The 19,495-nt window shown below is 57.0% G+C and carries 17 protein-coding genes; 14 read left to right on the plus strand and 3 right to left on the minus strand.

Annotated elements, in window-relative coordinates; translation table 11 throughout:
- Nucleotides 1-41: 41 nt before the first annotated feature.
- The 4 genes from cmoA to H573_RS0112660 all read left to right on the plus strand — a co-directional run bounded on the left by cmoA (nucleotide 42) and on the right by H573_RS0112660 (nucleotide 4,789).
- The gene (cmoA, locus tag H573_RS0112645; protein ID WP_027874603.1) at nucleotides 42-764 is read left to right on the plus strand and encodes a carboxy-S-adenosyl-L-methionine synthase CmoA; all 723 of its coding nucleotides are present in this window, start codon (nucleotides 42-44) and stop codon (nucleotides 762-764) included.
- Entirely contained in the window at nucleotides 761-1,744 is a 984-nt protein-coding gene (gene cmoB / locus H573_RS0112650) for a tRNA 5-methoxyuridine(34)/uridine 5-oxyacetic acid(34) synthase CmoB (protein ID WP_027874604.1), read from the plus strand. The genes cmoA and cmoB overlap by 4 nt, the downstream gene beginning before the upstream one ends.
- Nucleotides 1,745-1,935: 191 nt before the next feature.
- Nucleotides 1,936-3,399 carry a DUF1631 family protein gene (locus H573_RS0112655; RefSeq protein WP_027874605.1) on the plus strand — a complete coding sequence of 488 codons (1,464 nt, stop codon included), beginning with the start codon at nucleotides 1,936-1,938 and terminating at the stop codon, nucleotides 3,397-3,399.
- 109 nt (nucleotides 3,400-3,508) lie between these two features.
- Entirely contained in the window at nucleotides 3,509-4,789 is a 1,281-nt protein-coding gene (locus H573_RS0112660) for an aspartate aminotransferase type Ic (RefSeq protein WP_027874606.1), read from the plus strand.
- Between the two features lie 57 nt (nucleotides 4,790-4,846).
- On the opposite strand, the gene H573_RS18090 is transcribed toward H573_RS0112660, so the two are convergent.
- A complete protein-coding gene (locus H573_RS18090; RefSeq protein WP_027874607.1) occupies nucleotides 4,847-5,188 on the minus strand; it encodes a DUF1820 family protein in 342 nt (113 codons plus the stop codon).
- A gap of 169 nt (nucleotides 5,189-5,357) precedes the next feature.
- Between H573_RS18090 and miaB the strand changes: the two genes are divergently transcribed.
- From miaB to H573_RS19355, 10 genes are all read left to right on the plus strand, one after another.
- Complete coding sequence (miaB, locus tag H573_RS0112670; protein ID WP_027874608.1) at nucleotides 5,358-6,695, plus strand: tRNA (N6-isopentenyl adenosine(37)-C2)-methylthiotransferase MiaB; 1,338 nt, start codon at nucleotides 5,358-5,360, stop codon at nucleotides 6,693-6,695.
- Between the two features lie 90 nt (nucleotides 6,696-6,785).
- On the plus strand, nucleotides 6,786-7,757 hold the full coding sequence (locus H573_RS0112675; RefSeq protein WP_027874609.1) for a PhoH family protein: 972 nt from the start codon (nucleotides 6,786-6,788) through the stop codon (nucleotides 7,755-7,757).
- A gap of 2 nt (nucleotides 7,758-7,759) precedes the next feature.
- A complete protein-coding gene (ybeY, locus tag H573_RS0112680) occupies nucleotides 7,760-8,236 on the plus strand; it encodes an rRNA maturation RNase YbeY (RefSeq protein ID WP_027874610.1) in 477 nt (158 codons plus the stop codon).
- A 42-nt stretch (nucleotides 8,237-8,278) separates the two neighbouring features.
- Nucleotides 8,279-9,136, plus strand: coding sequence for an HlyC/CorC family transporter (locus H573_RS0112685; RefSeq protein ID WP_027874611.1), 858 nt, complete (start codon nucleotides 8,279-8,281; stop codon nucleotides 9,134-9,136).
- Nucleotides 9,137-9,203: 67 nt separating this feature from the next.
- Nucleotides 9,204-10,766: an FMN-binding glutamate synthase family protein gene (locus tag H573_RS0112690; RefSeq protein WP_027874612.1), complete on the plus strand. Its 1,563-nt coding sequence runs from the start codon at nucleotides 9,204-9,206 to the stop codon at nucleotides 10,764-10,766.
- A 37-nt stretch (nucleotides 10,767-10,803) separates the two neighbouring features.
- Nucleotides 10,804-12,276 (plus strand): apolipoprotein N-acyltransferase, encoded by a 1,473-nt coding sequence (lnt, locus tag H573_RS0112695; RefSeq protein ID WP_027874613.1) that lies wholly within the window; start codon nucleotides 10,804-10,806, stop codon nucleotides 12,274-12,276.
- A 103-nt stretch (nucleotides 12,277-12,379) separates the two neighbouring features.
- Nucleotides 12,380-14,830 (plus strand): leucine--tRNA ligase, encoded by a 2,451-nt coding sequence (leuS, locus tag H573_RS0112700; protein ID WP_027874614.1) that lies wholly within the window; start codon nucleotides 12,380-12,382, stop codon nucleotides 14,828-14,830.
- A complete protein-coding gene (locus H573_RS0112705; protein ID WP_027874615.1) occupies nucleotides 14,820-15,347 on the plus strand; it encodes an LPS-assembly lipoprotein LptE in 528 nt (175 codons plus the stop codon). Before leuS ends, H573_RS0112705 begins: the two co-directional genes overlap by 11 nt.
- The gene (holA, locus tag H573_RS0112710; protein WP_027874616.1) at nucleotides 15,331-16,356 is read left to right on the plus strand and encodes a DNA polymerase III subunit delta; all 1,026 of its coding nucleotides are present in this window, start codon (nucleotides 15,331-15,333) and stop codon (nucleotides 16,354-16,356) included. Before H573_RS0112705 ends, holA begins: the two co-directional genes overlap by 17 nt.
- A gap of 77 nt (nucleotides 16,357-16,433) precedes the next feature.
- A complete protein-coding gene (locus tag H573_RS19355; protein WP_161624263.1) occupies nucleotides 16,434-17,042 on the plus strand; it encodes a PEGA domain-containing protein in 609 nt (202 codons plus the stop codon).
- 3 nt (nucleotides 17,043-17,045) lie between these two features.
- Here H573_RS19355 and H573_RS0112720 read toward each other — a convergent pair whose 3' ends face one another.
- Nucleotides 17,046-17,594, minus strand: coding sequence for a hypothetical protein (locus H573_RS0112720; RefSeq protein ID WP_154653892.1), 549 nt, complete (start codon nucleotides 17,592-17,594; stop codon nucleotides 17,046-17,048).
- A gap of 238 nt (nucleotides 17,595-17,832) precedes the next feature.
- Nucleotides 17,833-19,422, minus strand: a complete 1,590-nt coding sequence (locus tag H573_RS0112725; RefSeq protein ID WP_084498062.1) for a hypothetical protein — start codon at nucleotides 19,420-19,422, stop codon at nucleotides 17,833-17,835.
- Nucleotides 19,423-19,495: the final 73 nt, after the last annotated feature.

Raw genomic sequence — 19,495 nt, forward strand, 5'->3', positions numbered from 1 at the left:
GGCGCTGTGCTAAAATCGCCATCTTTATTCAGCGCCCTCCCATGAGCAAATCAGACAACATCTACGCAAAGCCTCAAAAGGCCTTGCAGCGCTTCGCCTTCGACGAGCAAGTTGTCGAGGTCTTCCCGGATATGATTCAACGATCGGTCCCGGGCTACGCGACGATAATTGCCATGACCGGCGTAATGGCCGGTCGCTATGCTCAACCAGGGAGTCACTGCTACGACCTCGGCTGCTCACTCGGCGCCAGCTCACTTGCCATGGCGCGGGAAACCCAGGGGCGCAATATCCAGCTCATTGGTGTGGATAATTCTTCCGCAATGATCGAGCGCTGCCGCGACTACTGCCAGCAGTCCGACACCGACATCACATTGCGCTGTGAATCCATTCAAGAAACAGAGATACGAAATGCCTCGGTTGTCGTGCTCAATTTTACGCTGCAGTTTGTCCCCGAGGCTGAACGCAATGCCCTGTGTCAGCGCATCAGCGACGCCATGCGCCCCGGTGGCGTATTGATCCTGTCGGAAAAAATCCGTTTTGCCGACCCCCACCTTCAGGAGTTAAATACAGAGCTTCACCACGCCTTCAAGCGCGCAAATGGCTACAGCGAAATGGAAGTCGCACAAAAGCGCAGCGCACTGGAAAACGTTCTTATCCCAGAAACCTTGAGCCAGCACCAAAGCCGCCTAAAAAACTGCGGCTTCACCAGTGTTGACGTCTGGTTCCAGTGTTTTAATTTCGCCTCGATGGTCGCCGTAAAATGAACCACCCGCGGATGAACTACCAGGCCTTCCTGGGCAAGCTTGCAAGCAACGAGAACCTCGCCGACTGGGCGAACCAACTGCCCGACCAGATTAACGCGGGCCTCAGCCCCAAACGCTACGGCGACCTACCCCGCTGGCAGCAAGCGCTGAGCGCACTCCCCGATCTCATACCGCGCACCACCGATATGAACACCTCACGAGTGGGCGCAATTGGCGACATCACTCCGCAACAAAGCGAGCAATTGCGCGAGGCCCTGATGGGCTTGCACCCCTGGCGAAAAGGGCCCTTTGAGCTTTTTGGCGTGCATATCGATACAGAGTGGCGCAGCGACTGGAAGTGGGAGCGCCTCAAAGACCATATTGCCCCACTCGCCGGACGAGCCGTTTTAGACGTGGGCTGCGGCAGCGGCTACCACTGCTGGCGAATGCGCGGCGCCGGTGCGGAGCTGGTCGTCGGCATCGACCCCACGCCCCTGTTTGTCGTGCAATACTTTGCCCTGCAACACTATTTGCAAGACCCATCAGTCGCGGTGCTGCCGATGGGCATTGAGGCCCTGCCGGAAAAACTGGCGGCCTTCGACACCGTATTCTCAATGGGGATTTTGTATCATCGTCGCTCCCCCTTCGACCACCTAATACAATTGCGAGAAGCACTGGTCAGCGGTGGAGAGCTCGTGCTGGAAACCCTAATCATCGACGGCCAACTCGGCGAATGCCTGGTTCCCGAGGGCCGCTACAGCAAGATGGGCAATGTCTGGTTCCTGCCCAGCACGGCCACGCTAGAAAGCTGGCTCAGTAAAGCCGGATTCAAAAATATCCGGGTAGTCGATGTTGCGCAGACCACCACGGACGAGCAGCGACGCACAGAGTGGATGCGCTTCCACTCCCTGGCGGAATTCCTGGACCCCGACAACCCTCAACTCACCGCCGAGGGCCACCCTGCGCCCAAGCGGGCCGTCCTTCTTGCTGAAAAGCCGTAAAAAGACGCAGCCAGCGGCAGTCCTACACGAAAACCCCTCACTGCGACACAGCGTTATTAGACATTGTTCATGCTTTGAGAAAAAATAGCCGTGGTGACAAGTGGCCATTTTTCAATCTATGGTACATTGCAGTAATGTGAAAGCCGCACTCATACCGGTGCTCGCTGACAATAAAGGACGCGCCCCATCCCATGGACGCAAAACAAGCGGATACAGTGATAGCGACAATGAGCTCGCTGACCAGCCGGTGGTTTGACGACCATCTGTACCGCTATTTGGAGCGCCTCCAAGACAATTTTCACCGCCGCGCATTAACTAGCAAGCACCCAGACGAACAACAGACTCTACTGACGCAGCAACAGCATATCCGCAGTGGTCAAGACGAAGCCTATCGACTGTTCTCGCGACACCTGCAGCACAATATTCGTGCCGCCCGCCCCTACAGCATGGGCGGGCATAGCAAACTGGACCAACTGCTCGCCCGCAGTCAACAGCTGGGTAACGATGAGCTGGAGAACGCCTGCGCAAGGCTGTGCCGCGCCATCTCCCCCATGGCATTGCTGGCCGCCTTCCAACACCTGGCCAAGCCACTGCGGATCGATCCCGCCCACCTCAGCCAATGCCTGTCGCTGTTTAATGTGCTGATATTGCGAGAAGTCCCCTTGCTCTACCAGCAACTGCTGGCAGAACTAAATGGCGGCAATATAGAAACAAGTAAGGGCCTGGAAGGCTGGATCGCCCATATTGAGCAGCAGCTAAAACAGCAAAATCTTAGCGCCCAACAACGCGCGCTCAACGAGCTGCGTTTACAGCGCCTCCGGGGCCGCAGCCGCCCACAGGGCGACAGCAGCACTCTCAGTGACCAGCAGCTTATTCGCGAAGCCGCCGCCATATTCGGGCGCAGCCATGTGAATCGTCGGCAGCTGTCCGCGAGTATCCTGGCCTCGCTGAACACCCTACAGACCATTGTCAGTAGCGTTGCACTGCGCGACCGCCAGTTATTTCTCAACCCGCTTCACCCAGCGCGCCAAATCAGTCATCAACTGGTCGCAAGCAGCGAACGCTGGCAGCACGCTGACCCAAGTTTGCAACAGGATTTTGAGCGCGCCACCCGCGATATCGTCAAACAACTCAGCGGGCAAACGCCGTCTAGCGCAGACTTCAATGCACTGCAGGAATCGGTGGATCAATGCTGTCAGCAATTGGTGCAAAGCGCGAAACTCAACGACCGACGAAAGCTGCACGCCGAAGCGGGTAAACGCAGAATTACTCGACTGCGCCGCAAGGTGCACGCCCTTATTGACCAGAAAACCCACGGCACCACACTCCCGGCCAGTGTCGACAATTTGTTGTACGGCCCAATGACCAGTATTTTGCTTTACCACTGGCTGCGCCACGGCAGTAACAGTGACGCCCTGCGCCGCAACCTCGGTCTGGTCGAAGACATCTTGTGGTATATCAAACCCCACCGCGACTGGGCCTTGCTGCGCAAGGCCAAAGACATGGGTGGCGACATTGAGCAGCGCCTACTCGACGGGCTCAAACGCATCAATCTCGACGACGACAGCGCCCGCTCCCTGGTAGACGAGCTCCACCAACTCAGACTCATCGCCTCCGGCATGTCGGGAATCAGCGGCCAAAGCGATCGACCTTGATCTGTGCCTTACTGCGGCTAGTTAAAGCAGTTATACTAAGCGGCCTCGATACACCCAGTGTGTCGCGCGACTATCCAGCCAACGCTTAGTGCATTTTAAGGTGACGATCTTGCAACTCGACCAAGCATCTACGGAACAATTACGCGAATGGGAAAGCGCTCTCAGCGCAGAGTACGAACAGCATAAAGCCGCAGGGCTTAGCCTCGACCTGACACGGGGAAAACCCAGCAGCGACCAACTTAGCCTGTCCGACGCTATTCTCGGCGTGCTCGGCAACGACCTGAGCAACGACGGCGGCATCGACCTGCGCAACTACGGCGGCCTGGATGGCATTGCAGAGTGTAAACGCCTCTTCGCGCCGGTATTAGACGTAAACGAAGACGAGATTCTCATCGGCGGCAACAGCAGCCTTACGCTGATGTATTTCGCGGTACTGTTTGCGTCACAAATGGGCTTTGGCGAGCTGGGTAAAGGCTGGAAAGCAAACGGCGATACCGTCAAATTCCTCTGCCCCGTGCCCGGTTACGACCGCCATTTTTCCGTTTGTGAACACCTGGGCATCGACATGATCCCGGTGGCGATGAACGACAACGGCCCGGACATGGACCAGGTAGAGAGCTTGGTGAAAGCCGATTCCAGCATCAAAGGCATCTGGTGCGTCCCCCGCTTCAGCAACCCCACCGGCATTGTTTACAGCGATGACGTGGTAGCGCGTATTGCCAAGCTGGCAACACTCGCCGGCGATAATTTCCGCGTATTCTGGGATAACGCCTACGCGGTACACAGCTTGAGCGACGACGCGCCTAAACTGGCCAGCCTCATGGCCGCGGCCCGCAAGGCGGGTACTGAAGACAGCGTGTACTTGTTTGGTTCGACCTCTAAGATTACCTACGCTGGCGCTGGCGTCGCCTTTGTCGGCATGTCTGCCGCCAACCTAAAAGCCTTTAAAGCCCACCTGGGCATGACCCAAATTGGCCCGGATAAAGTCAACCAGTTGCGCCATGCGCGCCTGCTTAAAGACAGCGACGGCCTGGCTGAACATATGCGCCAGCACGCCGCCGTGTTAAAACCGCGCTTCGACAGTGTGCTCAAGCACTTAAACGAAGGCATTGGCGACAGCGGCCTGCTCAGCTGGACAGCGCCCCAAGGTGGCTATTTTATTTCCGTGGATACCTTGCCAGGCCTAGCAAAACAAGTTGTGGCGATGGCAGCCGACGCCGGTGTAAAACTGACCCCGGCGGGTGCAACCTTCCCCTATGGCCAGGATCCAGAGGATCGCAATATCCGCATTGCCCCCAGCGTACCCTCGCTGGAGGAAATTGACCGCGCGATGCAGGTTTTCGTCAACTGCGTAAAACTGGCCTCGGTCAGGCAGCGCCTCGCCAACTAGGGCGATTATCGTCGCGATAAAAAAGGGGCCGATTGGCCCCTTTTTCAATTGTGCGCCCTACTCGCCTGAGGGCCCCTTTGGTATCGGCTGGCCGCCCATCGGAAAATGCCGCACATTGCTGCCACCCTCGGCATCGAGAATCTTGCCCGGCCCCTCTTTTTCCACTTCATCCACACGAATAATCGAGTGCATCGGCAAGTAACTGCGGGTCACACCACTGAACTCATTTTTCAGTTTTTCTTCACCTGGATTGACGACAATTTGCCCTGGATCACCAAAAACAAACTCTTCAACCTCAATAAAACCGTACAGCTCGCTTTGGTATATCGCGCGGGCATACAGCTCATACACTTGGTTGTTGTTGTGAAAAATCACCTTATAGATTGGGGACTTAGCCATAAAGCACACAGTTCTCTAGCAAACAGTAACGATCTCGCAAGCGCAAAAGCGACCGCTCGCGCGGCGGCGGATCATACCACATGTCATCTCAAAGCACCGAACTCATTGGGCTTTAGCCGTTGACACCGCTATAATGTCGGCCCATTTTCTATCGGCTTGTCGCCACACCATGACTGAAAAAACCAAAAAACTGTATATCAAAACCCACGGCTGTCAGATGAACGAGTACGACTCCGCGCGTATTCAGGATCTGCTGGGCGTCAGTCACAACCTGGAGCCTACCGACAATCCCGAAGAAGCCGACGTCTTGTTGCTGAATACCTGCTCCATTCGCGAGAAAGCGCAGGAAAAAGTGTTCCACCAACTTGGTCGCTGGAAGAAACTAAAGGACAAAAATCCCGACCTGCTGATTGGTGTTGGCGGCTGCGTAGCCAGTCAGGAAGGTGGCGATATTGGCCAGCGCGCACCCTATGTCGACGTTATTTTTGGGCCGCAAACCCTGCACCGGGTGCCGGAGATGATCGACCAGCGCAAACCCTACGGCCCAGTGGTGGTGGATGTCACCTTCCCCGAGATCGAAAAATTCGACAGTCTCCCCGAGCCCAGCGTCGATGGCCCCAGTGCCTTTGTCTCCATCATGGAAGGCTGCTCTAAGTACTGCACCTTCTGCGTCGTTCCCTACACCCGGGGCGAAGAAGTCAGCCGACCCTTTGACGACGTGATTGCCGAAGTGGCGCAACTGGCCGCCAAAGGCGTGCGCGAAGTGAATTTATTGGGGCAAAACGTCAACGCCTACCGCGGCGAAAACCACGAGGGCGAGATTGTCGATTTCGCCGAGTTGCTCGGTTTTGTCGCCCAGGTGCCCGGCATCGACCGCATACGCTATACCACCTCGCACCCGGTTGAGTTTAGCGACGCCTTAATTGAGGCCTACCGCGACATCCCCGAGCTGGTGGACCACCTCCACCTGCCCGTGCAAAGCGGCAGCGACCGTATTCTCGCGGCCATGAAACGCGGCCACGTTCAGCAGGAATACCGCGACAAAATCGCCAAACTTCGAGCAATCAGACCAAACATCAGTCTGTCCTCCGACTTTATTATCGGCTTTCCCGGCGAGACTGAAGACGACTTCAATGACACCATGAAGCTCATCGCCGACATCGGCTTCGACCACAGCTTTAGCTTCATTTACAGCGCCCGGCCCGGCACACCGGCGGCTCAGCTGGATGACGACACCCCCGAGGCCGTGAAGAAAGAGCGCCTACAACGCCTGCAGCACCGTATTCTGCAGCAGGCCAACCAGATCAGCCGCCAGATGGTCGGCACGCGGCAGCGCATTCTGGTGACCGGCGTTTCCAAAAAGGATCCAGGGCAGTTACAGGGGCGTACCGAGAACAATCGCGTCGTTAACTTTTCGGCGACCAATCACGCCCTGATCGGCGATTTTGTCGACGTGATGATCACTGAGGCACTGCCGAATTCACTGCGCGCCGAATTGCTGAACTAAGCATCGGTTTTTGCCGATTCTCGTCAGCGAAGAATCGGCGTATTCTTAAGTCATTACTACTTGATCGCCAATGCGACACGCGGAGCACCATTGACAGCACAAGCGACACAGCGCGTTCTTACTCTCGAGCCCAGCGACAGCCAGCATCTTTCGGCACTGTGCGGACGCTTAGATGAACACCTCAAATTGATCGAAGAGCGCCTTCAGGTGCACATCGCTGCGCGTGCCAACACCTTTCAGGTTAGCGGCGAAGAGCGCGCCGTTGACGAAACAGTGCAACTGCTCAAACACCTCTATCGCGAAAGCGTCTCCGGCACGACACTTAACCCCGAGGCCATTCACCTACGTATGCAACAGTCACACCTGGAAGAGCTGCCCCGCTCAGATAATGAGCCCGTCGTTATTCGCACCAAGAAGGGCAGTATCAAACCGCGCGGCGGCAATCAGCAGGGCTATGTGCGCGCCATTCAAAGTAACGATGTTAACTTTGGCATTGGCCCGGCGGGTACGGGTAAAACCTATCTCGCCGTTGCCTGCGCGGTTGAAGCATTAATATCCCACCAGGTACAGCGCATTCTGCTGGTCAGACCTGCGGTAGAGGCCGGCGAAAAGCTCGGATTCCTGCCCGGCGACCTGGCGCAGAAAATCGACCCCTATCTGCGCCCGCTATACGATGCACTCTACGAGATGCTCGGCAACGACACCGTCACCAAGCTGATCGAGCGCAATGTGATTGAAATCGCGCCCTTGGCCTATATGCGTGGCCGAACGCTGAACGACTCTTTCATTATTTTGGATGAGGCGCAAAACACCACCCGCGAACAGATGAAGATGTTCCTCACCCGTATTGGCTTTGGCTCTACGGCGGTCATCACTGGTGATGCCACACAGATCGACTTGCCACGCGGCACCCCCAGCGGCCTTACCCATGTGATGAAGGTTCTCGACAATGTCGAAGGGATCAGCCTCACGTATTTCCAAGCTAAGGACGTGGTTCGCCACCCCCTGGTGCAGAAAATTGTCGAAGCCTACGCCGCGTTTGACGATGAGACCGCTCGCTAGCAATGGCTGACGGCAACCAACTTGAACTGGACGTAGACCTGCAAGTGGCCTGCGACCCGCAGCCGGGGCTGCCCAGTGAGCAGCAACTGCGCAACTGGGCCAGCGCCGCACTAGCCAAGCGCCGCGATCAGGCGGAACTGACTATTCGCCTGGTCGACGAGCAGGAAAGCCAAGCCCTCAATCGCGACTACCGCGGCAAAGATGCCCCGACCAATGTGTTGTCATTTCCCGCCGACCTGCCACCCGAACTTGAGCTGCCGTTACTCGGCGACTTGGTTATCTGCCGGCAAGTGGTTGAACGCGAAGCACGTGAGCAGGGTAAAGCGGTGAGCGATCACTGGGCGCATATGGTAATTCACGGTACACTCCACCTACTCGGTTTTGACCACATTGACGATGATGAAGCCGAGGAAATGGAATCTCTTGAGACTGCGCTGTTAAAGCAGCTCAATATCAATAACCCCTACGAGGCGCAGTAAGCGCCGGGCGACTAGGCCACAGCGAGGACAGCACACAAAATCATGAGCGAAGACCGATCTAGCAGCGATCCGGGTGACAAATCCTGGATCGAAAAAATTGCCCATGCATTTTCCTCTGAACCCAAAACCCGCGAAGACCTGCTCGATGTATTAGCCGTTGCTCGTCAGAATGAAGTGATCGACGACGACGCCACCAGCATCGTCGAAGGCGCTATGCACATCAGCGAAATGCAGGCGCGGGAAATCATGATTCCCCGGCCGCAAATGGTGGTGCTGAAGATCGAGCAACCCCTCAGCGAACTGCTGCCGATCATCATGGAAACCGGCCACTCCCGCTACCCCGTTATCGGCGACACACTGGACGAGGTCTTGGGCATATTGCTGTCCAAAGACCTATTGCCCCTGCTGTGGAAAACCGGCAATACCGACGACATCGACCTGCGCAACGTGCTGCGTCCGGCCACCCTGGTACCAGAGAGCAAACGCCTGAATGTGCTACTGCGTGACTTTCGCGAAAAGCGCAACCACATGGCCGTTGTCATCGATGAATACGGTGGCGCTGCCGGACTGATTACGATCGAGGACATCCTCGAGCAGATCGTTGGCGACATTGAGGACGAATACGACGAAGAGGACGACCTGCCGATCCGCAAGATCGCCGATAACGACTTCGTGGTTAAAGCGCTCACCCCCATTGAAGAGTTCAATACGTACTTCAATGCAAATTTAAGCGACGACGAATTCGACACCATCGGCGGCTTGCTACTGCAGTCCTTCGGGCACCTGCCCAGCCGAAATGAAGTGGCCCAGCTGGATCATTTCGAATTCAAGGTGGTCAATGCCGACCATCGCCAGATTCATTTGCTGCGCATGCGTGAGTTGCCACAAGACGACGCGTAAAAACTTGAACTCCCCTCGCGCTTACGGTCTACAATAGCCGGGCAGCGCCGCCCAGGAGGGGAGTTTTATGCCAGACAGCAGTACACTTGCGTCACTCAATGCCATTGCCCACAGCATCATTAGCTACAGCGCAATGATAGCGGTCGGTTTAATTGGTGCCGGACTCATCTACCTCGCTGTGCTCTACTACCGCGACGTTACCCAAACCCAGCACGCCATTCGTCGAAACTATCCGTTGATCGGTCGCTTCCGCTATTTCTTCGAACATCTCGGCGAATTCTTTCGCCAATATTTCTTTGCCATGGACCGCGAAGAGCTGCCCTTCAATCGCTCCCAACGTTCCTGGGTATACCGCGCTGCAAAAAATATCGACAACACCGTCGCCTTCGGTTCTACGCGACCACTGAACCACAGCAACGAAGTGCTGTTTATGAACTGCCTGTTCCCCACGCTAAGTGAAGACGCCGCCCCCACCCACAGCGTAACCATTGGCGAAGGCTATTGCCGCGAACCTTTTAGCAGTGCCGCCATATTCAATATTTCCGGCATGAGCTACGGCGCTATTTCCAAACCCGCCGTACAAGCGCTGGCTGCCGGCGCGCGCGAAGCCGGAATCTGGATGAACACCGGCGAAGGCGGCCTCACCCCCTACCACCTGGAAGCGGGCTGCGACATCGTCTGCCAAATAGGCACCGCCAAATACGGCGTGCGCGATGCCGAGGGCAATCTCAGCGACCAACGCCTGGCCGATCTAGCCAGCCACCCACAAGTACGTATGTTCGAACTGAAACTCAGTCAGGGCGCCAAGCCCGGCAAAGGCGGCATTCTGCCCGGCGGCAAGGTCACCGAAGAGGTCGCCAACATTCGGGGCATTCCGGTTGGCCAGGACTCCATCAGCCCCAATGGCCACCCGGATATTCGCAGTATCGATGACCTGCTAGACACCCTGGCGCGCATCCGCCGCGTTACCGGCAAGCCGGTGGGTTTCAAAATGGTGCTGGGCTTCAGCGAGTGGCTGGACGAGCTGGGCGAAGCCATTCACCGACGCGGGCTGGAATTTGCCCCCGACTTCATCACCGTCGACAGCGCCGACGGCGGCACGGGCGCGGCCCCGCAGAGTTTAATCGACTATGTCGGTCTCCCGCTGCGCCGCAGCTTGCCGCTGGTGGTCGACAAGCTCAACGAGTACCGCTTGCGTGAGCGGGTAAAAGTGATCGCCTCGGGCAAAATGATCAACCCCGCCGAGGCGGCCTGGGCGATCTGCGTTGGCGCAGACTTTATCGTCAGTGCCCGCGGCTTTATGTTTGCCCTGGGTTGCATCCAGGCATTGCAGTGCAACAAGAACACCTGCCCAACCGGCATCACCACACACGACCCGGAGCTACAGCGTGGCCTTGTCCCCGCCGATAAAGCGGCCCGGGTGGCCAACTACGCCAAAAATCTAATGCATGAAGTGGGGGTTATCGCCCACTCCTGCGGCGTTCGCGAGGCCCGCTCACTGCAGCGCAAACACGTTTATCTGATAGATGAACGCGGCGTCCCCGAGCCACTGAGCCTGCGCTACCCGGATCAAACGCCGCGCCCCGAATACCTGATTGCCAGTACCGCCGACGAGGCACTTACCCCCTGACCCAGCGACCGATCGCGCCCCGGAGCCCCCACCGCCCATGAAACGGATTATTGCGCCGCTAGCCGGCGCACTTATCACACTGTCTCTCGCCCCCTTTCATTACTGGCCACTCGCCATAGTGTCGATGGCAGCATTGGCCTGGTGTCTGGATGACTGCACAGCAAAGGAAGGATTTTTGCGCGGCTGGCTGTTTGGCAGCGCCAGCTTTCTCGCCGGGGTGTCGTGGATCTATGTCGCCATGTATGTTTACGGCAATACCTCCGCGCTGCTCTCAGCAGTTATGACCATCCTGTTTTGTCTGGGCTTGGGGCTCGTCACCGGGCTGTTCGCCTATGTGTACAGCCGCTGGCTGCGCGACGGCAAGGGCGGCCGACTGCTGGGCTTTGCCGCCGCCTGGGTGATTGTTGAGTGGTTTCGCGGCTGGTTTCTCACCGGATTCCCCTGGCTCTACCTTGGTTACAGCCAGTTGGAAACCCCGCTGTCCGGCTGGGCACCCGTTGTGGGGGTGTACGGTTTAAGCTTTGCGGTCGCTCTCAGCGGCGCGGCGTTATGCCATCTACTCACCAGCAAACACAAGGCCAATCGCTGGCTGCCTGTTGCTGGCTGCATCGCATTGTTCGGTCTGGGCGCATCCATGCAAACCATTGAATGGACGCAAGCCACCCAGCAGCCCCCCCTCCGCGTTGGCGCGGTGCAGTCCAACATTACGCAAGAAAAGAAGTGGGCCTATAGCCATTACTGGGACACCCTCGAACTCTACGATGTCACCTCAGAGCAACTGTGGCCCAATGTGGACGTGGTGATTTGGCCAGAGGCTGCCATTCCCGCCCTGTATCGCAACGCTGAAACCTTCTTTGACTATATTCGCGAGCGCGCTGCCGCCTCGAACACCGCACTGATCACCGGCGTTCCCACCAAACAGGGCGATAACATCTACAACTCGGCAATGGTCATCAATGGCGGCGAAGGCCTGTACCACAAGCAGCGCTTGGTCCCCTTCGGCGAATACGTCCCGCTGGGTAGCCTGCTGCGCGGCCTGATCGGTTTTTTCGACCTGCCCATGTCCAGCTTTAGTCGTGGCGACGCCGACCAGCGCCCCCTCTCCGCCAAGGGTTGGCAATTTGCGCCATCGATCTGCTACGAGATCGTATATCCCAACCTCGTGGCGCGCGGCGCAAGAGACGCAGACATCTTATTCACCATCAGCAACGACGCCTGGTTTGGCGACTCGATTGGCCCCGCCCAACATATGCAAATGGCGCAGATGCGGGCACTGGAAAATGGCCGAGAGCTCATCCGCGTCACCAGCACGGGTATCACCGCTATCGTCGACCAACGCGGTCAAATCACCACGCGCATTCCGTCTTTCACTCACACCACAATGACTGGCGAGGTAAACGCTCGCAGCGGCCGCACACCGTTTAATTACGCCCAGTCCACACCGATTATCGCCCTGTGCTTTGCACTGGCTCTTACTGCGCTGCGCCGCCGCCCAGTGCAAGGTAGCTAAATGCTTGCGAATTCGCATGGGCGACGCCGCGACAAGCTGTTAAAATGCTGGGCTTTGTATCGCCGAGCCCTGCGCTTGCCAACCCCAGAGACCGACATCGCCAATGGACCAACATTACACCCCCCGCGACATTGAAGCTCGCGTACAGCAGTACTGGCAGGAGCACGGTAGCTTCACTGCCGTGGAAGATGACAGCCGCGAAAAATACTACTGTCTGGCCATGTTCCCCTACCCCAGCGGCAAGCTGCATATGGGCCATGTGCGCAACTACAGCATTGGCGATGTTATTTCGCGCTACCAGCGCATGTTGGGTAAAAATGTCCTGCAGCCAATGGGCTGGGATGCCTTCGGCCTACCGGCTGAAAACGCCGCGGTGAAAAACAACACCGCGCCGGCCAAATGGACGGTCGAAAATATCGACTATATGCGCGGCCAACTGCAGCAGCTGGGCTTTGGCTACGACTGGAAGCGCGAATTCGCCACCTGCAAATCCGACTACTACCGCTGGGAACAGTGGTTCTTCACCCGCCTTTACGAAAAAGGCATGGTCTACAAAAAAACCTCTGCGGTGAACTGGTGCCCGAACGACGAAACCGTACTGGCCAATGAGCAGGTTATTGATGGCGGTTGCTGGCGCTGTGACACACCGGTGGAGCGCAAAGAAATTCCTCAGTGGTTTATAAAAATCACCGAATACGCCGAGCAATTGTTGAACGACCTCGACCAGCTGGACGGCTGGCCAGAGCAGGTGCGCACCATGCAGCGCAACTGGATTGGCCGCTCTCAGGGCGTACAAATGCGCTTTGACCTGGGCGAAGCCGTCGCCGGCCACGACCACTTTGAGGTCTACACCACCCGCCCCGACACCCTAATGGGCGTGAGCTATGTCAGCCTGGCCGCCGAGCACCCCATTAGCCTGGCGCTGGCCGAGAACAACGCCGAACTGGCCGCCTTTATCGACGAGTGCCGCCACAGCTCGGTTGCCGAAGCCGATATGGCCACCATGGACAAAAAAGGCATGGCCACCGGCATCAACGCCCTGCACCCCATCACCGGCGAGCCGGTACCGGTGTGGATCGCCAACTACGTGTTGATGGACTACGGCACTGGCGCCGTCATGGCAGTGCCCGCGCACGACCAACGCGACTTTGAATTCGCGCAGAAATACCAACTGCCTATTCAGCAAGTGATTGCGGCTGACGATATCGATCTCAGCCAAGCGGCGGCCACCGAGAAAGGCCCGCTTATCAACTCCGGTGAATTCGACGGCTTGAATTTCGACGAGGCCTTTACCGCCATCGCCGACAAACTCACCGCACTCGGCAAAGGCCGCGTCACCACGAACTACCGCCTGCGCGATTGGGGCGTTTCCCGTCAGCGCTACTGGGGCGCCCCCATTCCGGTGTTCAATCTGCCCGACGGCGGCGAGATTGCCGTGCCCGCGGACAAACTCCCGATCCTGCTGCCAGAAGATGTGGAAATGGACGGTGTGCAATCGCCCATCAAAGCCGACCCGGAGTGGCGCAAAGATGAGCTGAACGGCCAGGCCGTCGAGCGCGAAACCGACACCTTCGACACCTTTATGGAGTCCAGCTGGTACTACGCTCGCTTCACTTGCCCCGACTACGAAGACGGCATGCTCGACCCCGTTCGCGCCAATTACTGGCTGCCCGTCGACCAATACATCGGCGGTATTGAGCACGCAATTCTCCACCTGCTGTACGCGCGTTTCTTCCACAAGCTGATGCGCGACGAAGGGCTGGTGCACTCCGACGAGCCGTTCACACAGCTGCTTTGCCAAGGCATGGTGTTAAAAGACGGCGCAAAAATGTCCAAGTCCAAGGGCAACACCGTCGACCCGCAGGCACTCATCGAAAAATACGGCGCCGACACGGTACGCCTGTTTATCATGTTTGCCGCTCCACCCGAGCAGAGTTTGGAATGGTCTGACAGCGCGGTTGAAGGTGCCAACCGCTTCCTCCGTCGCCTGTGGAAACTGGTTGCCAACCACCTGGACGCTGGCGCCGCGCCGACGCTCGACACTGGCAGCCTGACAGCAGATCAGCAGGCGCTGCGTCGCAAAACCCACGAAACCATTGCCAAAGTCAGCGACGACTTCGGCCGCCGCCAAACGTTCAACACCGCCATTGCCGCCGTCATGGAGCTGGTCAACGAACTGTCGCGCTTTGAGCGCAAGACCGATCAGTGCCTCGCCGTTGAACGCGAAGCCCTGGAAGCTGCCGTTGCCCTGCTGTCGCCAATCGTGCCGCATATCAGCCACGAACTATGGCAGCAACTGGGGCACAGCGAAGCCGTGATTGACGCCTCCTGGCCAACCGTTGACGAGTCTGCCCTGGTACGCAGTAGTATCGAAATGGTGATTCAGGTAAACGGCAAAGTCCGCGCTAAAATGGAAGTGCCTGCCGACGCCGATGCCGACACCATTAAAGAGATGGCCAAGGCCCAGGAAAATGTGCAGAAATTTATCGATGGCCTGACTATCCGCAAGGAAATTGTCGTACCCAAAAAACTGGTGAACATCGTTGCGAATTAATGCGCTCGTACTCATTGCTGCCACCCTGCTGCTAAGCGCTTGCGGCTTTGCCCTGCGTGGCAGCACCGGCGTTGCCAGCACGCTGCAACCGATTTACGTAGGCGGTAGTCGCGACAGCCAGGAGTTACAGCAGGCCCTGCGCCGGCAACTGCAAATCAACCAAGTGGGCACCACGCGCAAACGCGGCCAGGCTCAGCTTATCGCCGAAGTCCAACTATTGCGCTACGACAAGCGCAGTATCGCTCTGGACCGCGAAGCGCGCGATGCCGAATACGCCCTGTTCGAACGCGCCCGCCTCAGCCTGTTCAGCCCTCAGGGCCAGCTGCTCAAAGGCCCCGTTGTATTGGAACAGCGCCGGCTAGTGGTAAACGATGCCAACAACCCCGTCGGTGAGGAAACCGAATCCAGCATTGTGCGCGCCGAAATGCGCGAACAACTCAGTATTCGTCTCGCCCAGCAACTTGAATACTGGTCGCGACAGCTGCCAACGGACCCCGCCCATGCGACTGCGCACTGAGCAGCTTGCCGGCCAGTTAACCAAGCAGCTCCTGCCGGTATATTTGTTGAGTGGCGATGAGCTGCTGATTCAGCAGGAATGCGCCGACGCCATACGTCAGCACTGCCGCCAACAAGGTATAACCGAGCGCGACGTTCTGGAGGCCGAGCGCGGTTTTGACTGGAACGCCTTGCTAGAAGCGGGCCAATCCCTATCGCTGTTTGCCGACCGCAAACTAATCGAACTGCGCCTCGGCGGCGCTCGCATGGACCAGAAAAGCTCCGCAGCCCTGCAGCAGTATTTAGAACACGCTGACGGCAGCAATATTTTGCTCATCACCTGTGGCCGCCTCGACAGCCGCAGCCTCAATGCCAAATGGGTAAAGGCGATCGACCAAGCGGGCGCCGTCGTGCAAATTTGGCCGGTAGACCGCCGTCAGCTCGGCGGCTGGATACAACAGCGCCTCAAAGACAATGGCATGAGCGCTGACCGCGAGGCCGCCGAGCTGCTCGCCGACCGCGTTGAAGGCAACCTGTTAGCCGCAGACCAAGAAATTCAAAAGCTAAAAATTTTGCTCGGCGAACAGGCAGTGAGTCTTGAAACCGTGGCCGCCGCCGTGGCCAGCAGCGCCCGCTACGATATTTTTAAATTAATCGACGCTGCCCTCGCCGGTAACGCCGCCTATGCGCTGAATATGTACAACGGCCTGGTCGCCGAAGGCAGCGAAGAAATCCCCATGCTCGGCGCCATCAGCCGCGAGCTACGCAGCCTCTATAACTGCGCTGCCGCCATTGAACAAGGCAACGGCATCGATCGCGTACTCGACGGTGCACGGGTGTGGGACAAGCGTAAAAATCTCTACAAGCGCTGCTTAGGCCAACACAGCGTCGGCTCACTTTCTCGCCTGCTGCAACTCGCCGGCCGCCTGGATGCAGCGCAAAAAGGCCAGAGCGACGAGTCACCCCGCCTGCTGTTCACCGAACTGATCACCGGCCTCGCTGGCCAGTCTGTAATTAGTTACCCGCATTGACTCATGTATCGCGCATGCATTAGCATCGCCCGCCTTCACTCGCATGTATGCTCACAAATAAATTATATGGATGTATTATGAAACGCAGTTTGATTGCTCTATCCCTCTTCTTCATTGCTAGCTGTGCAACGATCATTAGCGGCACGAGTCAGACGCTAGTATTCTCATCAGAACCAATTGGCGCACAGGTCCTCTTGGATGGCAGACCCGTTGGTGTTACTCCATTAACTATTTCCGTAAAGAAAAACAGTTTCGACATTGTTGAATTTCGGAAGAAAGGCTATAAGTCCCAAACGCTTCCCATGGAGACGTCATTTGACGGGGTGACATTGCTAAGTATCTTTTGGGACTTAGGCACCACTGATGTTTTATCTGGAGCTGCTTGGGAATATTCTCCCGATCAATTTCATACCATACTCTCCGCGGACAGTGACTCTTACAGCGACATCAGCAACGATTATTTTGCGATTAAAAAGTTGGTTTTATCCTTTGGTGACGAGTTACGCTCTCAGTTAATTCTGGGGGCGCCTGGGGAAGAGTTAAACGCATTAATCACACTGTTAAGTGATAATAACCATGCCGCCGATGAAGGCGATCTATTACGTTTAGCAATGACCTCTGAACACGACTTAGCATTTTCTGAAAACATTATTAGCTTTTATCAAATTTCAAAAAATAATAGTTAATTGCTAATAAAGGGGGGGCGTTAACGACCTCCCTTCAACATTTTCTTTCGCTTGATTGATCACCCGCTCAACATCAGCCGCTTCCGGCATCGGCAATTGCACACTGCGCAGCGTCGAGGGATTGCCAGCCATTGCAGGCAAGCGGTATCGCAATACCAAACCCGGGCCGATATAGCCCATCTGCCGATACGCTCGATGGTAGGGGTTGGCTTCGTCCTCGGCGCGAGCGCGCGGGCACTGCCAAAGCGACGCGTAGTGGACGAGGTAGACCGCATCGATCTGGTCCATCGCAATCGATAGCGGCACAACGCTATAGCGGTCAAAAATTCGCAGCCCCGCAAGCACAGGTTCGCCCTCGCCTTGCCGCCATTCCAGCTCGCTGCACGTGACATAACCGCGCCGCAGCACTGCCACCACCACAACAAACATCAGCAGCCAGGCCCACCACCGCAGCGCCACGGGCTGAATCAGGGAGACCAACATCAGGCTCATCCCGAGTGACAAGAGCCCGCACAGCCACCACGGCGACTGCGCCCGCTGAACTCGCCTCATAAGGCCTCCACTTACCAATTGTGCCAGCGGGTTATTATAGCCATTGTGGGTGCTGCCGCGACGCGCCCCCTACATGCGCTTTGACATACTCACGGCCTTCTCAATATTTTATAAAACAAAAACACCGCAGACGGAGAGCCACCTGCGGTGTTTGGGTGAATGTGCTTCCCTGCCGACATCCGTGCCTAGAGCAATCCCTGCCAGTGACGCATCCCTATCTGGCCACTCGAAATTTACGCTACAGGCCTCGGCGACTTTGGTTGGGTAACTCAAGCAGCTTAACCGTGCCCTCGGCGGTGCCGTCTGTCATGTAGGCATGCAGGGTGGGTGTCGCCGAGTTGTCATAGGCTGAGAAAAACAACTTGCCAGCCACCTCGCCGCTTACTAAGGGCGCGTTTGCATAGCGAGCCAACAGCGGCCGTGGCGCCGAAGACAGATTATCGCCGGTGGTCAGGTCGTTAGTTTCTAGCGCCAGTGAGGTGCCTTCAGCGCTACCGTCGGTTTTCCATAGCTCTTCACCAACCGCCGTGCCGTCAATAACGGTGTCAGCCACGAAGTAAATGGTGCCCTCAACTTCGGTGAACAACTCACCGAACTGCGCCCGCGATTTCACGCTCTTGTAGGTAGTCATAGCGTCGCCCGGGTGCATGGGAGTATAGGTGAATTCCCCTTCTTCAAGCGCAGTGCGATACACGTAGTTGGTGGTCACAACGAACAAGCCCAGCGAGGTGGCGTAAAAATTCGAGGCAAAAAGCTCCTCGGGGAAATCACCACTCTCATGCAGCGTGGTGCCGTCATAGGCGTAGACATGGCGGGTGAAGGTAGCGGCATTGATACTGCGGTCAGCATAGAAGTACAGCGTATCGCCCACCACCGTTAAATTCTGAACGAAGGTCACGTCCTCACCCAGCTCGCGGCGCACATCACTGCCGTCTTCCGCCACGCTGTACAGTACCAACGAGCTTTGGTTGTTGGGGGCATTGTTGGCCAAAAAGAACAGCCGCCCGGCAAAGCTCGTTAGGCTATACGGTTTGATATTCGTGGGGTAGAAATCGTCGTCGGCCAGCACATAGGGCGTATTTGCTGGCGCTTCAGCGCGCTGCACCGCCAGCGACTCGGTCGGCTGCTTTACGGCCACACTACCACCAACCGGCTCACCTTCAACAAACACCAGCTGCGTACCTTCCTGGCTGCCATCGCTCACATACAGCGCAGGAACATTACGGCTATCTGATGTTATCCCTCGGCCAAGGATAAAGATTGAGTTGCCGACCGTTTGCATGCCTTGAATGTTTTTTGAGGCCACACCACCCACATCAATCTCTGTCAGCGTCTCCGCGTCGAGATCGTAAACAAAAAACTCCCGAGCAAAGCCCGTTGTACCCGCGCTGAACGCCAGCTTGCCATCCATCCACTGCAAATCCAGCGGACCGCTACTGCCTTCGATATCCACCAGCACTGATGTGCCGGCCTCGGTGCCGTCACTGACCCGCAGCTCACGCCCCTCGTTGGGGGATTGGGCACTAAAATAGAACTTTCCATCGCCAAACAATATCGGGTCTCGGCCATCGTAATATTGTTGCACAGCCGGTTGCCCTTCATTGAAGTCCTTCAGCAAGCCCGTGCCCTCAGCGCTGCCGTCAGTGGCGTACATGTCGAACTGACTGGGAATTGACGTGCTGTTCACAGGAAAGAGCAGGCGCTCAACACTTCCCGGAGTCCCCTCCGGCACACTGGTGGTACTGCCACCACCACTACCACCGCCACAGGCAGCGAGGGTGAACATTGCGCCCGCCAGGGCTGCTTGGAAAAAAACGGGTCTCTTCATCGTGCTTAAATCTCTCAGTTACCTAACAGGAACACTTGTCGTCGGATGAAATTTAAGCAAAGCCATAAAAATA

It is taken from the genome of Neomelitea salexigens DSM 19753, from assembly GCF_000422345.1.
Lineage (GTDB): Bacteria > Pseudomonadota > Gammaproteobacteria > Pseudomonadales > Spongiibacteraceae > Spongiibacter > Spongiibacter marinus_A.

What these genes read in the sequence shown, in the direction of transcription:
- H573_RS18090 (WP_027874607.1), bottom strand. Translation starts at nt 5,188, where the DNA reads ATGGCTAAGTCCCCAATCTATAAGGTGATTTTTCACAACAACAACCAA.
- H573_RS0112725 (WP_084498062.1), bottom strand. Translation starts at nt 19,422, where the DNA reads ATGAAGAGACCCGTTTTTTTCCAAGCAGCCCTGGCGGGCGCAATGTTC.
- lnt (WP_027874613.1), top strand. Translation starts at nt 10,804, where the DNA reads ATGAAACGGATTATTGCGCCGCTAGCCGGCGCACTTATCACACTGTCT.
- H573_RS0112655 (WP_027874605.1), top strand. Translation starts at nt 1,936, where the DNA reads ATGGACGCAAAACAAGCGGATACAGTGATAGCGACAATGAGCTCGCTG.
- H573_RS19355 (WP_161624263.1), top strand. Translation starts at nt 16,434, where the DNA reads ATGAAACGCAGTTTGATTGCTCTATCCCTCTTCTTCATTGCTAGCTGT.
- H573_RS0112720 (WP_154653892.1), bottom strand. Translation starts at nt 17,594, where the DNA reads ATGAGGCGAGTTCAGCGGGCGCAGTCGCCGTGGTGGCTGTGCGGGCTC.
- H573_RS0112685 (WP_027874611.1), top strand. Translation starts at nt 8,279, where the DNA reads ATGAGCGAAGACCGATCTAGCAGCGATCCGGGTGACAAATCCTGGATC.
- holA (WP_027874616.1), top strand. Translation starts at nt 15,331, where the DNA reads ATGCGACTGCGCACTGAGCAGCTTGCCGGCCAGTTAACCAAGCAGCTC.
- leuS (WP_027874614.1), top strand. Translation starts at nt 12,380, where the DNA reads ATGGACCAACATTACACCCCCCGCGACATTGAAGCTCGCGTACAGCAG.
- ybeY (WP_027874610.1), top strand. Translation starts at nt 7,760, where the DNA reads ATGGCTGACGGCAACCAACTTGAACTGGACGTAGACCTGCAAGTGGCC.
- H573_RS0112690 (WP_027874612.1), top strand. Translation starts at nt 9,204, where the DNA reads ATGCCAGACAGCAGTACACTTGCGTCACTCAATGCCATTGCCCACAGC.
- cmoA (WP_027874603.1), top strand. Translation starts at nt 42, where the DNA reads ATGAGCAAATCAGACAACATCTACGCAAAGCCTCAAAAGGCCTTGCAG.
- miaB (WP_027874608.1), top strand. Translation starts at nt 5,358, where the DNA reads ATGACTGAAAAAACCAAAAAACTGTATATCAAAACCCACGGCTGTCAG.
- cmoB (WP_027874604.1), top strand. Translation starts at nt 761, where the DNA reads ATGAACCACCCGCGGATGAACTACCAGGCCTTCCTGGGCAAGCTTGCA.